Here is a 14,549-nt window from a genome sequence, read left to right on the forward strand (position 1 = left end):
TTCCAACCTGCATGACGCGAACTGACCGCCAGTAGCGGCCGTCAGAGCGAGTGGCATTAAAAGACCGAAATGGGCCGGGAGCAGTAGGTCCGCTTGTGGTGCAGGGAAGAACGATAGCGGACGTCGATGCAGAGGAGCTTAGCCCTTTGCCGTGGCGTCATTCGCAGCAGGATCTAAATTCGGCCGCTCGATCCCTTGCGTCTCAACATTGTAGACGCGAACGTGCCCGTCTAGGCCTTTGAACTGGCGAGTACTGAGGTCAACGATCGGTATTTTGTCATGCAGATGGCGCGCTACGGAATAATCGATGAGGATTTGTCGATCTTCAGCGGACGAACACAGCCTCGATGCCAAGTTCACGACATTGCCAATTGCGGTGTAGTCAGCGCGGGCCTCATAGCCAATTCGACCCACCGTTGCCCACCCCATAGCGAGCCCCATGCCGAAGCCAATATCATAACCACGCTGCCGCCAGCCAGATATGAGCTCTTGTGTGGAATCCTGCATGTCGACAGCCATTTTTACGGCATGAAGCGCCGGCTCTTCACATGGAACCGGGGCGTTGACGAGAATCATCAATCCATCCGCCGAAAAACTGGTCAGCGTCACCTCATACCGGGTGATGATCGCGCCGAGCGCCTCGTAGTACTCACGCAAGAGCTGCATGATGTCCTCAGGCGCAGCGTGCGCCGAAAATGCGGTGAAGCCACGCAAATCGCAAAAAACAGCGACCACTTCCGCGCGCTGTCCGGCGAGCATTCTCTCGTCGCCAGCCTTTTCTACGAGCTCCGCCACCTGTGGCGCCAGGAAGCGCTTCAAACGCGTCATTCGCTCAGCGCGGTCCCGCGATATGGCGAGTTCCTGCGCCATTTGGTTGAACCGCGCAGCCAGCCGCTCGAGTTCGTCTCCACTGACAATGTTGATCCGATGATCGAATTGCCCGGCACCGATCTTGAGGGCGCCTTCTTCCAGCAATCGGATGGGCCCGCTCATTCGTCTGGCAAGCCAATAGGCGAGTACCGCCGCAAGGACTGTGGCGGCGAGGAACAACCCGCCGGTCCGCCACAATGAAGCGTATAGGGGTGCAAAAGCCTCTGCCTGCGACTGCTCGACAAATACCGTCCACCCGGCCGCGGCAACGGGCGCGCCAGCGGTCACAACGCGTTCATTCTCGGCGTTGCGGTTTGCAATCGCAGTGCCGCCCGCGGCGGCGATCGCATCCCCCAATCCGCGCAGGGCCAAAGCTGCTTTCTCGTCGGCGCCCTGCATCACTTTGCTGATCGCGGGGTGAGCGATGAGGTGGCCGGTCTGGTCGACGACAAGTCCCTGGCCGCTGCGGCCCACGCGGATTTCGGAAACGATGAGCCAGATCGGCTTCAGACTGATTTCGGCGATGATCGTGTTTTCTAGGACTGTATCGTCGTAGTTCGCCATCGCCATGGTTACCGACGGTTCGGAACCCTGGCGATAGGCGACCGGGCCATACCAGACCTTCGCCGTCCTGGCGCCGACGACAGCGGGATCGCCCGAGCGATCCGCCCCGCCTTCCGTCCTGTTTGAGCCAGTGCGCGAGACGTGCAGCCGTTCCGCGCCGGCGCCGTCGACGAAACTGATGCTGAGAATTCCCGGGACCTGGTGCATCACGCGCAGGACAAGAAGCCGAAGCTGTTTCACGCCGGCATTGGCCGACACGTCCTCCGGGATCGTGGAGCCGAGCGGAATCTTGATGTCGTCAAGATAGCTCTCAATTTTGTCGGCCGCCGATGTTGCCTCGGACCGCAGCAGGGCACTGAGGATCGCTCGCTGGTCGAAATAGCTGAACCACGTGTTGCTGATGCCACCGGCAGCCATTGGAAAAATGGCCGCCGCGAACAAGACTACAAAATACTTCTGAAATAGCGATCGACGCATGGAAGCGGCTTTGAGATTGGAGAAAGGTCTCCCACATGATGCGACCGACCATAAGTCGCGACAGCTCAGTCCCAGAAAGGTAGCCTAAATTCTTGCGTCTTGGTATGGGCTGAGCCGTTCCCACTCATGGTCGAGTCTGGTGCCTTCCATGGGGCTTGGATGGACGTTTCCCTGATCGGGGAGAGTCGCGTATTCACCAGCCACGTGAGCACGCCCCCGAAGGCTCGCTAGGCCCAGCGACCTCCCCCCGCAACCAAAGCCGCTGGGCCGCCCCGCTCCGCTAGTCCAGTCTAGAGCTTCCCTTTGAACCGATCTCCATTCATGGGGCTCGGCAGCTACATCACAGGCGAACGAATCCTATAAGCGGCAGATGATCGGAGGCGACCCGCGAAAGCGGCGTGTCATGGGCTTCGACGGATGAGATCATTCCGTGTCGATTTGCCATGATCCGGTCGAGCGACAGCAGCGGCAGACTCGATGGAAAGGTGGGGACCGCCGGTGGCGCGGGACCGAAAGTCGTGTGCAGCGTATTCAGCGCGGAACGGTTTCCGAGTCGCCATTCGTTCAAATCGCCGAGCAGCAGTGTTGGTTTTTCGTCCGGTCTGTTCATGATTTCGAGCACGACACGGGCCTGTTCGGAGCGCGATCGGCGCAGCAAGCCGAGATGGGCTGCGATAATGCGCAGAGTTCGTTTCTCGTCCAGATCGATTTCGGCAACCAGGGCTCCGCGCGGCTCCAGCCCCGGGAGCTTTATCTGATGGACATTGCGAACGATGCCCCGTTTGAAAAGCAGAACGTTGCCGTGCCAGCCGTGTCCTTTGCCGTTTCCGGACACCGGCACCGGCACCAGGCCTGTTTCCAATTCGAGACGCAGCAGATCCAGAAGGCCGGCACGATCTCCAAAGCGATTGTCCGCTTCCTGCAACGCAATGACATCCGGACCGATTTCCCGGATGACGCGAGCGATTCGTTCGGGATCGAACTTTCTGTCGACGCCCACGCATTTGTGAACGTTGTAAGATGCGACCAGAGTCCCCGCAGGGCGTGTCCCTTCGGACGGCGCAGCCTTCGCCTTCTGCTTCTTTCTGTCGCGAATGGATTTGAGCACACTTGCAGGAAAGCTCTGTCCAGTTCTTTGCATGAGTCTGCTGCTCGTCCTCACTACCTTCAAGACTTAGCTTTGTCTCACTCAAACAGGATCTGCAATCGCTGCTTCCTGCCCTGACGAGATGCGGCGCTCGAAAGGAGCGATGGCTGCGTCGCCCGAATTGCCCCGGGCAGAACGAGAAAGCCTCTAAAGGTAGGGCGATCCCAGCCACAACACTCGGTCGAACAGGCGGACGATGAATGGCCGGGCTCTCAAGGTTTCGATCGTTACAGACGTGGCTGAGGCGATTGCCGATCCGATCCGCGCATCAATCTCCGCGGCAAATCCTGCATCAAGAACCTCTACATCAATCTCAAAATTCAGCCGCAGGGACCGGGCATCAAGATTGGAGGAACCTATATAAGCCCAAACTCCATCGACCGACAGCAGCTTCGAATGATCGAACGAGCCCTGCGTGCGCCATACGCGGCAATAGTGCTTCAGGACCTGATCGAATTGCGCCGTCATCGCCCGGTCTACAAGGAAAAGATTGTTCATCGCCGGTACCACGATGTCGATCTCGACACCTCGCCTGGCCGCGGTCGTCAGCGCGCTGATCAGTTCCCGATCCGGCAGGAAATAGGGCGACATGATGCGGATCGATTTGCGGGCGACGGAAAATGCCCCGATCAGCAAGTTGTGGTTCGTTTCGATGCTGGCATCCGGCCCGGATGCAACCGCCCGCGCCAGCATCGGTTGACCGGGAGCCGCGGGAAACGTGGCCACTTGCCAAGTGTCGCCTTTCAGGAACTCGCCGCTCACGAAGCGCCAATCTTCGGCGGCAACCGAAAAAAGGTCGGCCACGACCGGCCCGGTGACCTGAAAATGCGTGTCCCTCGCGCTGGAGGAGCCGGCGAACTCGGCTGAGAATCCCTTTCGGATGTTCATCCCTCCGGTGAACGCAATCGTGCCATCGACGACCAGGATCTTCCGGTGCGTTCTGAGGTTGGCGTAGGGAAGACGCAGGCCCATGACAATGTTGCCGTTGAAGAGGTCTGCCGGGATTCCCGCCTCTCGCAGGCGCCCAAGAATGCTGGGGACGGAGTAACGCGCCCCGACGGCATCGATCAGCACGCGAACGCTGACACCCCGCTGGACGGCTCGCGCGAGAGATTCCACGAAAAGCCGCCCGACATCGTCATTGTCGAAGATGTAGGTCTCGAGAAGGACAGTGCGTTGAGCGCCGTCAATCGCTCGGCACATTGCGGCATAGGCCTCGTCACCTGTCTCCAATATCGCAATCGCGTTTCCCGAGGTCAGGGCACGCCGGGCCACCCTGTCGCCCAATGTCTTCAAGCCGGTGAAGCGTTGGCCGTACCGCTCGGCAATCAATTCCTCGGCGGCAAAGTTGCGCTCATGTTTTGCGGAAGCCGCCTCGCTGGAAGGGGGCCGCATGGCGCTGATCGTTGCACGACGAATGCGGTTTATGCCGGCAACGGCGTAGATGATCGCGCCGAGGAATGGCGACAGGAACATCACGCCGACCCAACCTGTGGCGGCGCGGACGTCTTCCTTCGTCATTATGGCGTGGACGATGCCGATGGCCGCCATCACCACCGAAATGATCGCGAGGACCTGGGGCCAATGAGTCATCAAGGTCTGCAACATCGCCAGGACTATCCAGCGAGCGGTTGCAGAACGCAATGCAACTCATCCCCGGGGTCAGACCACGGTAACAAACTGGACAGAGCCGCTGTCGGGTTCGATGGAACGGCCCCGTCGCCGGAGGCCAACAGCCACGAGCGGGCACTACAGGCCTAACTTCTCCCGGAGTGCATCGATGCGTTTAGAGGCTTCCGCCTTGCTGAGGCCGTCAGCATAGGCGTCAGGGTCGTCGGCCTGTTCGGCCAAAGTTTTCAAATAGGAGGCTTGTGCGGGGGTCATGGGATCATCTCCGCTGATCCAATCTTCCGGGTCCTTTTCGACATTTGCCGATGCCTCGATTTTTGGGTTGTGCCGGTCACCCATGATCAATCTCCCTTGATGATCACCACAATGAGAATGATCATGATTTGTTCCGCCAGATTGGTATGCGCGTCGCGTCCGCCCGCGTAGGCCTCAAATCGGTGAGGACGCCCGTGAGCAGCGATCAGGGCATTGGAACCGTGCCTGGCTCATAAACGACCCCCAACTCGGGAGTCGGCTTCTTCAAATTTTTTGGCCTTCAGCCATGTGCTCGACAGTCCGCTCCTGTAGCGGCTGTCGGCGCGCTTCGAGATAATTCCATTGAGCCCGATCTTCTCGACGGTGCGGAAGAGCGCCAGCGCGCTGCCCTCGAAATGCTCACTGTATTGGATCTTGCCGAGGCCAGGCTCAATCAGTTGCCACAGCGCCTGCTTGCGCTGCAGCAGCGGCAAGGAGCCTAGATCGTGGCCGTCGAGATGGAGGATATCGAACGCGACGAACACCAGCCGGCTCGGCTCGTTCCAGATCGCCACTTCCAGCGCAGGGCAATCGAAAGCGCTCTGCTCGCCGGGAACAATGACTTCGCCGTCGAGAATGGCAGTCCGGCATGGCAGATCGACGGCTAGTGCGATGGGCCAGTATTTCGTGGTCCAGTCGCGGCCGTTCTTGTTGTAAAGACGCTTACCGCCATTATCGATGATGATCTGGGTTCGATAGCCGTCGAGATTGGCCTCGTGGACCCAGCCCTCACCTTCAGGCGGCCGCTCGACCCGAGTCGGGATCTGCGGCGGAAGAAACTCCAGCCGGCCGCCAACGACCTTGGCACGCTTACTCAATGACGCCACCTTTGACCGCGCAGCGGCGGCTATCGGCACAGGCAGCACGACATCTCCCCAACATGATGCCTGCCACCTGTGCCGAGCCCCCGTCAAGCCGCCGAGCCCCCGCCAAGCATTGCAAGCATCTACGCACGAAGCCGATCTGTCGTTAGCTTTGCATCCTAATACTTATCCCGGCGTACATATCTTGCCCGGCGCGGCGCTCTTGCACCGTTCCCGACCGGCTAATTGCTGTCCGGGATCGCCGCCAGCCTACGCAGCCCTTTGCTGGTGAGATAATCCGGGCTAGAGCGGTTCGTCATTTCAAGGAACCGCAGAACCGCTCTATCTCTTTGTTTCTTGGCTTGGCAAACATACGACTCGCGCTCTCAACAAGTGTCTTATGCTGCGTAGTTGCAATGTATGCTCCGCTGTGATGCGCGGCGACATCGATGAACAGTCGGTTGATAAATCGGGGATCGGCTATAATTGATGGCGCGGTGAACGCGACACGAAAATATTCTGGTTCATCCCGATCTTGTACTCAGCTTCCGAGCGCTTTGAGCCAATGTTCAAAGGAAGAGGCCTCCTCGTGTCCGGCATGCGAAACGGAGTTGGCGGGGCGCGGTAACACCACGGAGCTTCGGACTTCGCGGGGGCTGTAGCCGAATTCCTTGCTAAAAGCTCGGCTGAAATTAGCCGCTGAACTAAACCCGACGGCTTCGGCAATATTAACAATGCGCCGGCTGTCCGCCGGATCGCTAAGCGCAACATGGGCTGCCAGAAGTCGGCGACTTTGTATGTAGTGGAGAACACCACCGCTCGGTTCGAACAACTGATAAAGACGCGTCCGCGAGACGCCGAGCGCCCGGCACATTGAATCCGGCGTCAGATGAGCCGCATCCAGATTGTTGTGGACGTATCGACGGGCTCGCTCCATCAGCGCGACACTCACCAATTGTTCGGTGGCCGCGGCATGTTCCGCCGGGGGCGAGAGGCAGGCAATGATCATGCTGCGGGTTGCGTGCACGATGCGGGGCAGATCGTCAACCGTGAGACTGCGCAGTCTTGCTTCGATGTTCTTGAGGTAGTCGAGCAAAAGGTTGGCAAAGTTGCCGGACAGAATTGAATTATTCTTTGCGTCCAGGGTTGCCGCCGCATCGGCGAACAAATCACGCGGCAAATAGAGAAAGAGACTTTGGGATTCCGTTGCCCTCCCCCGAAACGGGTAGCCAAGCGATCTAATCTCCAATTTGCCCGGCTGGTTTTCCGCTACGCGGCGATCGACCTCCGTCCACGACCGGCCAGTATGCGGCAAAGCGATATACCAGTGATCGATCGAGCTGGACCGAAGCTTCGCAGCAGAACGCATATAACTATGTGCCGGTGCGCGCTGTTGAACGATCAGCATGCCGCCGAGGTTCCAAGCCGTGTGGTCGGCGGGAAAGCCATCGTCGAGCGATTTGTCATCCGGCAACTTGATCTCGACAAGCGGAGCCATATGCGCCTGCCAAGCGACGAATTGATCTTCTGGCGCCAGTTCGAGCGTCGAAAAGGGCAAAGGTTCGAGCGCCGGCGCAAGTGACGGGGCAGCCTCATTGTAAGGCTGAGCTTCGCGCGGCCAACGACGTCGATCGCGCTCAAGCGCCTGCCTCGCAAGCGCCTTGTCCTGCCTCTTAGCGTCCATCGCGTAGTGCCGTATCCGATTCCGGTATGCCCATCGCCACCGCAATCATGTGGTGTATCACAGCCATCTGGCAAGACCAGCTGAACGCGAGTCCACAGAGGGCTATCACACTGGGTTACAGCAAGAAATGCATTCCGAGATAAGTTTCTGGATGCGACGATAACGACACTCTTCAACGTGGTGCGTATAGAGTCTGGCACGGTGAAAGCGTAGTTGAGGAGGCAACGAAATGAACGCAAAGCTCAAAACAGAAGCTCGTCGCAAGATAATTCTTGATGGATATTTTAATAACGAACCTTTGAAAGATATTGCAGCCAAGGTCGGATGCTCACTGGCGAGTGTGAAAGTCGCCGCCAGTAGACTCGGTTGCACACGAACTCCGAAAGAGGCGGCGGAATTTCGGCGAGGATTTCATGTCCCAGAACAAAAATTGCGGGATTACCGCCAACTTATGATTGCTGGACAGTATAGAGCTCGCGAGTGCGCCCTGATTTTGGGACTATTGAAAGACCAATTATCGGTCAGCGAGTAAACTTATTCCAATCACGCCTCAGCGGTTCATCGACAAAAAAAGTCCGCCGCAAACACTGGCAACAGGCCCTGAAAGGTTCGCACAGATGCTGCGTCGGCGTTTCAATCGCACCTGCCTCAGCCCTCATGATCTGGCTATTTGCGAACGCGTGTTCGATCAGGTTTGCGCAGATGAACACATGGACTCTTCAAGCCGGGATGCCGAGGCCTTAGCGGTGGCGATTGTCGCAATCTTCCGAAACATTACTACCAAGGAGCGCGAACTGCTGGATGAATTGAGGTCTCTTCGTCTCTCAAAGGGCGCAGAGAAGGCGCACTAGCTGGGCGGCTTTCCCTGACGAATTGTTCTAGTCCCGCGTTGGCATTCGCATCTGCATTGCCCCATTGAGTCCCGCCAGAGTGTAGCCACAGCGCTTGCGAAGGAGATGGAAATGGGTTTAGCCCAAGACTTGTCTGATGTTGCGCTCGCATTCGATTGTCCGAATTGCTCGCATCCGGCGGTAAGGAAGGGCTCTGCGCTAAGAACGATCGCGCACTTCAGATGCGACGGGTGCAACGCCAAGGTACGGATCACCTATCCGCAGAAGCTAGCGATCTTCGAAAAGTACAGGCTATTAGCCGCCCAAGGGGCATTGCGATAAGACGATCCGGAAACGCGTCGCCAATGGCGGTCACGTGGACCAGATGCAAGAGGTCGATGCCCTGGTGGGTCCCCGCTAAAGAAATAACGGCAGTAGCGCACGTTCCCGCAGCCGCACTCGGCTTTGACGAGCATGTTGTGCCGGGTCGCCTTGCCGAGCGTATCGATCGGATCATGCGCCATGGAGGATTCGCAGTATCGAGTCCCGGCTACGTCAACCGATTTGCGACTTCTCCCAAATTTCTCGTGAAGCGCTGGGGGATAAGCGCACTGACCCATTTGCGGCGGAATCGGTGTCCATTACCGTTCCGTTAACAAATGAACGATTAGATATTGGTGGGGTCAACCGCGAAAATGTTGCGAGAACGAGGAGCCCATCAATGGCTGCGATTGCCCTTCCTGGCGATTGGACCGAACAGTACAAAGGATCGGAGCTGAACCTCTCCGGGTTCAACCTCTCCTTTTCCGACGAGTTCAATACGCTTGATGTCGTGCCGAACAACGGCACCGGTAAGTGGTTCGCGCCTGTTCACGCCCCCGCGGGGGCCGCAAAGTACATGCCGCCGGTCGGAGAAACCAACCCGTTCTCCGTCTCTGACGGGCTTCTGACGATAACCATGAAGCAGGTGGACGGCGCCTGGCAGTCGGGAACGATGCAAACGGTTAACAGCGCCGGCGAGGGTTTCGCGCAAAAGTACGGGTATTTCGAGATGCGCGCCGCCTTTCACGGCGGAGCGGGAGCGTGGCCGGCCTTCTGGATGCTGTCGCCCGATCAGACTGTGCCACGCGTCGAGGTCGACATCGTTGAAGCGTATGGCGGCGATCCCGATGCTCATCACCAGGCGGTGCACTTGAGCAATAAGGAAAGCCACGCTTGGGAAAGCAACTATACGGGCCTCGACGGTTCGCTGTTCGACGGAGCGTTTCACACGTACGGCGCGAGGATAACGACTGACTGGATCACCACATATTATGACGGCAAAGAGCTGAGCCGCTTTCCAATGAGCGACTTTTTCCGCACGCCGCTCTATATGCTGGTCACGCTAAGCATGTATTCCTCCGAGCAGGCTTCCGGCACGTACGACATGGTCGTCGACTACGTGCGAGCCTATGCTGCGCCGGACGTGATGGAGCAGCACCCGACCGGGACGGATGCGGCGGATATCCTGAACGGCGGCAATTTTGATGACGTTCTGGACGGCGGAGCTGGTGCTGACAAAATGTCCGGCGGTTTCGGCAACGATACCTACCGCGTCGACAACGCATTCGACGTAGTCATCGAGGCTAAGGGCGCCGGCATCGATCTGGTCATCACCTCGATGACGTATTCGCTGTCCGGCCAGCAAATAGAGCAGCTCACACTCACCGGCGTTGCCGACATCGACGCGATTGGTAACGAACTCGACAACAGGCTGGTCGGCAACGCTGGCAGCAACCTGCTCGACGGCGGGGTCGGAATCGACAGCATGGAGGGCGGCGCAGGCAACGATACCTACTATGTCGACAATGCGCTCGACCGCGTGGTCGAGGCCGATGCGGCGGGCAACGATTGGGTGTTCAGCTCGATCACCTATTCACTGCCATCCTATGTCGAAAATCTGACTCTCATCGGCCTTGCCGCTATCGATGGTCGCGGCAATTCTTCCGACAATGAGCTGACCGGGAACAATGGGAACAACACGCTTGTCGGCCTTGCCGGCAACGACACCATAAGGGGCGGGGCGGGTAGCGACCGGTTAGCGGGCTATGATGGCGCCGACCTTCTCGATGGCGGGACCGGGGCCGACCAGATGAATGGCGGAGCCGGCAACGATACCTATTATGTGGACAATGTGCTGGACAACGTCATCGACGAAGCGGGCCTCGACCAGATTTTCAGCTTGGTCACGTACTCACTGGCGGTCGATCGCCGGCTGGTAGAAAATCTGCGTCTGACCGGAAACGCCAACGTCGGAGCCACGGGAAATTCCCTCGACAACGTGCTCGACGGCAACGACAGCGACAACAAACTGGACGGCGGCCGAGGCAATGATACCGTGCTTGGGCGGGGTGGCAACGATGCACTAACGGGCGGCCTGGGCATTGACCGGCTTACTGGTGGCGCCGGCAACGATTTCTTCGTTTTCAGCGCGCCGCTCTCAGTGGCCAACCGCGACATCATCACGGATTTCAACCATACGGCCGATACATTCAGGCTCCAGAATTCGATAATGCAGGGGCTTGGAGCCACCGGAGCCCTCGAGCCAGGGTACTTCTTCGCTGGGACTAGCGCGCACGACGCCGACGACCACATCGTCTATGACAAGGTTACGGGTGCGTTGTTTTACGATTCCAACGGAAACGTCGCAGGCGGCGTGACACAGCTCGCGACGCTGACGAACAGGCCGACGCTGCTGGCCGACGATTTTTTCGTGATCTGATCCGACACCTACAGCGATGCGCGTGAAAAAGAGATCAAGCACCGCTGTAACTTCTTGTTTGCGCATCGCTTTGTTCGAAAAACCGGTGACCTCTTTTCGAGCAATGCTCAAATTATATTGCTAGGCGATACGTATCAAATCTCTATCTGACGACGTCCTCAGGTCTGCCGCAACGTTTCAAAAATTCGATGACGAACCATCATGTAGAGTGAGTGCGCCGGCCGGCGTGATCGTGAGATCCTCGCTTACTCGAACATGATCCGAGAGGTTCCTCTTTCTGCGATCGACATTCTCCGAGCTTCCTGGATCCGCTCGGCCTGTTGTTTGGTATAGGGACCCATCGGCCGGGTCTTTTCACCGCCGCGACGAACCCGGCAGTACCAGTGGCCGCTGTCAGAGAAGATTTCAACCGAGGTCGGTGCATCGTTGGCCGCCTCCTTGGCGACCTCGTCGATGAATTTCACGACCTTTGAATAGTACTGGGCGGGTGCAACCGTGCGCAAACCACTGGTGACGCTAAGTTCCTGCTGCACTGGGGACATGGTCGAACTCCTGTCGGTCATTTGCTTGCGCTCCCTCCCACCGGCGCTGCGCAGCATTCAGCGCAGAGCTGGGTGGATAATCTCGAAGCCTATTGCTCTGACTAGCTATCTAGCAAACGAAATTGATTGACATTTAAACGCAATTTTTATGCTATATGTTTTATGGACATTGAACTCGCCCGGACTTTCATCGAGATCGTTTCGACAGGGAGTTTCATTCGGGCATCGGAGCGCTTGAATGTCGCCCAGACGACCGTAAGCGCACGGATTCGCAGCCTCGAGCAGCAATTGGGCCGCGCGCTTTTTGTTCGCCACAAAGGCGGAGCTTCTCTCACCCCGGCCGGTGAGCAATTTCTGCGCCACGCCCCGATGTTCGTCCAACTATGGCAACGCACCCTTCACCAGGTTGCCGTGCCCCCGGGACGTCGAGCTGTTCTGACGGTCGGCAGCGAAGTCAGCCTAGCGCAACCTCTTCTGCTCGATTGGGTCCGATGGATGCGCGGGTCGCTTCAGGACATTGCACTTCGAGTACACGTCGATGTGCCGAAGGATTTGATCAATCAGGTCGCGTCAGGAATGGTCGACTTGGCTATCATGTACGCGCCCCCCCACAGACCGGGTTTGAAAATCGATCTGCTTCTGGAGGAAAAACTCGTCCTCGTGACGACCAATTCCGAAGCGCGCCTCCTGGACGAATCCGATTATGTTTATATGGATTGGGGGCCGGATTTTGAACTTCACCACGGGATGAATTTCCCGAGTGCTGCTCCGGATCTTTCTTTCGATCTCGGTCCGCTCGCACTGAGCTATGTTCTTGCGACTGGCGGCTCCGGATATTTCAGGATGAGTTCTGTGCGGCCTCACATGGAGGCCGGCCGGCTGCACCTTGTGCCTGAAATGCCGCAGTTCTCCTATCCGGTTTACGCGGTGCAATCCGCAAGTGCGGACGAGAGCGTGGTAGGTCCTGCCCTGGCAGGATTGCATTCCGTCGCGAGCGCCGACATCAAATTGTAGGAGTTGTTGGGCGTCTAAAGGTCCGCTTGGATTGACGGGAACAGAAGGTCGACCGTTGTTCCAATCCCTCGCTCACTCTTTATCCGGATCCGACCACCAACCATTTGCGCCAATGCCTGCACTTGCAACATCCCTATCCCGGTGCCCTTCTCACCCTTCGTCGTAAAGAAAGGATCAAATACCTTTCGCAAGACTTCCGGAGCCATGCCGCAACCATCGTCCTTGACGCGAACGCATGCGTAGGTTTCGGGCCCGGGCAGGTCAGGCGTCGGGGCCGTCTGCACCAATCGCTCAGTGGTGACGCGGATCTCCCCGCCACTTGGCATCGCATCTCGTGCGTTCATTACGAGATTAAGCACTGCAGAGTCGAACAGCGCCGGGTCGATCAAGCAGTTCGGGATATCGGAACCAAGCTCCAGCTTGACGCGGACATCGGGGCCTGCGCCATATCTCAGGAAAGGCTCAAAAGACCTGAGGAATTCATTCAAATTGCCAGCGTGGATTTCGAGTTCCTGATGTTTTGCGAAGGCCAGTACCAGTGACGTCAGTTCGATACCTCGATCGATTCCCTGCCGCGCTGCAGCAATGTAGGTCCTCACGCTTTCGGGCTCCTCGGCTCTTATTTCGGCAAGCCTCAGGCCGGATCCGATGACTGCCAGGAGGTTTCTGAAATCATGGGCAATACCGCCAGTCATCTCGCCTAAGGCGGCAAGCCGATGTGTGGCACGCTCACGTTGTTGGGCTGCGGCCCGAGCACCGAGAGGCATATCTACCTGACGCTCGTCGCGCTTCGCTCGTGTTTCATTATCGTATGGAAACGCGCTGCCGGTCATGATGGTCGCCCCTATCGATCATTGACGACAAACAGGAAACTCGGGCTCCCATTCGCATCGTCGTTTGGGTTCTCCTGTTGCTGGTGTCACGCATCCTGCACGCATGCCTAGGCGCGCCGCACGATCCCTTTCGTCATGATGTCTTCGACCATCGGAAAGGCCTTGACGGCCTCTTCCGGTAGGTCTCCCTTCGCTCCGGTTAGCTTCGTCCAGTCATGCGCCTCGGGCTCGCCGACGACGATACGACCGACCATTCCAGCATGCTCATGCGGAATGCAGTAATAATCATAGACCCCCTGCTCGGTGAAAGTAACCGAAAAGCTTTCGTCGGGCAGTAGATAGTCAGAATCCCAAGATTTTGCCGCTTTGGGCATGCGGAGCGGCCGCTCGAAGTTTGTGGGATTGTATGCCGTCGTCGTGTGCGAATTGCCGGGATTGAGATTGGTCCAGCGGATCGTCTGTCCTGGTTTGATCAGAATGCCTATCGGGTCGAACCAGACGTGTGAACCGTCGTCGCGCCCTTGCATCTTGACTTCGATCATCTCGCCACCCAACACGGCCAGAGAAGAGAGGGAAAGGGCGGCGGCGAGCCCGCCGCCAGCGCCCAGTATCTCACGACGCGTCAGTGTCATTTGGCGACCTGTGCCTCGTCAGCCGCCGAAGCATGCCACAGCACGACATGGACATGCGGCTCTTCTACCCCCGGATGGCCGGCATTGTAGTAGACGTCCACATGGTCGACATTGCCGCCGGGTGAAGCGAGGTCGTCAAAACGCTTGTCCGGATTGAGGTCTTTGATCGGCAGCATGTAAATCGTGCTGACAAGCTCGCCATCGTGGTCATAGGCAAGGAATGGTCCGGCAGGCAATGTCGTCGGATCGACGAAAAGTTGGCCCATGCCCGGCAGGAAGTCGGGCAGTTTCACAAGCTTGCTGACCTGTTCGTAAGGAGCGGCTGGCGGAGCTTTGGTGACCTCATTCGCCGCCATGGCGCAAAGCGAACTGCCCACTGTCAAGGCAACTGCGAGGACGAGTTTTTTCATCACGGCATCTCCTGGTTGAAATAAAAATTGCGACGGCTGAAGATCTGGAAGTCCGTCTA

Annotated in this window: 14 protein-coding genes; 4 read left to right on the forward strand and 10 right to left on the reverse strand. The window is 58.0% G+C overall.

Annotated elements, in window-relative coordinates; translation table 11 throughout:
- Positions 1–138: 138 nt before the first annotated feature.
- The 6 genes from AC0L2C_RS20995 to AC0L2C_RS21020 form a co-directional block, all read right to left on the reverse strand.
- Entirely contained in the window at positions 139–1,911 is a 1,773-nt protein-coding gene (locus AC0L2C_RS20995) for an adenylate/guanylate cyclase domain-containing protein (protein ID WP_473524322.1), read from the reverse strand.
- A 340-nt stretch (positions 1,912–2,251) separates the two neighbouring features.
- Positions 2,252–3,052, reverse strand: a complete 801-nt coding sequence (locus tag AC0L2C_RS21000; RefSeq protein WP_128245071.1) for an endonuclease/exonuclease/phosphatase family protein — start codon at positions 3,050–3,052, stop codon at positions 2,252–2,254.
- A 153-nt stretch (positions 3,053–3,205) separates the two neighbouring features.
- Positions 3,206–4,666: a phospholipase D-like domain-containing protein gene (locus tag AC0L2C_RS21005; protein ID WP_128245070.1), complete on the reverse strand. Its 1,461-nt coding sequence runs from the start codon at positions 4,664–4,666 to the stop codon at positions 3,206–3,208.
- Between the two features lie 141 nt (positions 4,667–4,807).
- A complete protein-coding gene (locus AC0L2C_RS21010; RefSeq protein WP_128245069.1) occupies positions 4,808–5,026 on the reverse strand; it encodes a DUF3072 domain-containing protein in 219 nt (72 codons plus the stop codon).
- A 146-nt stretch (positions 5,027–5,172) separates the two neighbouring features.
- Positions 5,173–5,847: an ATP-dependent DNA ligase gene (locus AC0L2C_RS21015; RefSeq protein WP_287241527.1), complete on the reverse strand. Its 675-nt coding sequence runs from the start codon at positions 5,845–5,847 to the stop codon at positions 5,173–5,175.
- 478 nt (positions 5,848–6,325) lie between these two features.
- Positions 6,326–7,468, reverse strand: a complete 1,143-nt coding sequence (locus AC0L2C_RS21020) for a helix-turn-helix domain-containing protein (RefSeq protein ID WP_287363496.1) — start codon at positions 7,466–7,468, stop codon at positions 6,326–6,328.
- A gap of 229 nt (positions 7,469–7,697) precedes the next feature.
- Between AC0L2C_RS21020 and AC0L2C_RS21025 the strand changes: the two genes are divergently transcribed.
- The 3 genes from AC0L2C_RS21025 (at position 7,698) to AC0L2C_RS21035 (ending at position 11,059) form a co-directional block, all read left to right on the forward strand.
- Entirely contained in the window at positions 7,698–8,000 is a 303-nt protein-coding gene (locus AC0L2C_RS21025; RefSeq protein WP_287241524.1) for a hypothetical protein, read from the forward strand.
- Between the two features lie 85 nt (positions 8,001–8,085).
- A complete protein-coding gene (locus AC0L2C_RS21030; RefSeq protein WP_023801795.1) occupies positions 8,086–8,319 on the forward strand; it encodes a hypothetical protein in 234 nt (77 codons plus the stop codon).
- A gap of 700 nt (positions 8,320–9,019) precedes the next feature.
- Positions 9,020–11,059, forward strand: coding sequence for a family 16 glycosylhydrolase (locus AC0L2C_RS21035; protein WP_473524323.1), 2,040 nt, complete (start codon positions 9,020–9,022; stop codon positions 11,057–11,059).
- Positions 11,060–11,304: 245 nt separating this feature from the next.
- On the opposite strand, the gene AC0L2C_RS21040 is transcribed toward AC0L2C_RS21035, so the two are convergent.
- A complete protein-coding gene (locus AC0L2C_RS21040; protein WP_473524324.1) occupies positions 11,305–11,601 on the reverse strand; it encodes a hypothetical protein in 297 nt (98 codons plus the stop codon).
- A 162-nt stretch (positions 11,602–11,763) separates the two neighbouring features.
- Between AC0L2C_RS21040 and AC0L2C_RS21045 the strand changes: the two genes are divergently transcribed.
- A complete protein-coding gene (locus AC0L2C_RS21045) occupies positions 11,764–12,615 on the forward strand; it encodes a LysR family transcriptional regulator (RefSeq protein WP_473524325.1) in 852 nt (283 codons plus the stop codon).
- A gap of 14 nt (positions 12,616–12,629) precedes the next feature.
- Here AC0L2C_RS21045 and AC0L2C_RS21050 read toward each other — a convergent pair whose 3' ends face one another.
- The 3 genes from AC0L2C_RS21050 to AC0L2C_RS21060 form a co-directional block, all read right to left on the reverse strand.
- Positions 12,630–13,448: an ATP-binding protein gene (locus tag AC0L2C_RS21050; RefSeq protein WP_128172559.1), complete on the reverse strand. Its 819-nt coding sequence runs from the start codon at positions 13,446–13,448 to the stop codon at positions 12,630–12,632.
- A gap of 107 nt (positions 13,449–13,555) precedes the next feature.
- A complete protein-coding gene (locus AC0L2C_RS21055; RefSeq protein ID WP_287067154.1) occupies positions 13,556–14,080 on the reverse strand; it encodes a plastocyanin/azurin family copper-binding protein in 525 nt (174 codons plus the stop codon).
- Positions 14,077–14,490, reverse strand: coding sequence for a DUF5602 domain-containing protein (locus AC0L2C_RS21060; protein ID WP_128170655.1), 414 nt, complete (start codon positions 14,488–14,490; stop codon positions 14,077–14,079). The genes AC0L2C_RS21055 and AC0L2C_RS21060 overlap by 4 nt, the downstream gene beginning before the upstream one ends.
- Positions 14,491–14,549 lie beyond the last annotated feature (59 nt).

The sequence above is a fragment of the Mesorhizobium sp. WSM4845 genome (assembly GCF_055811455.1).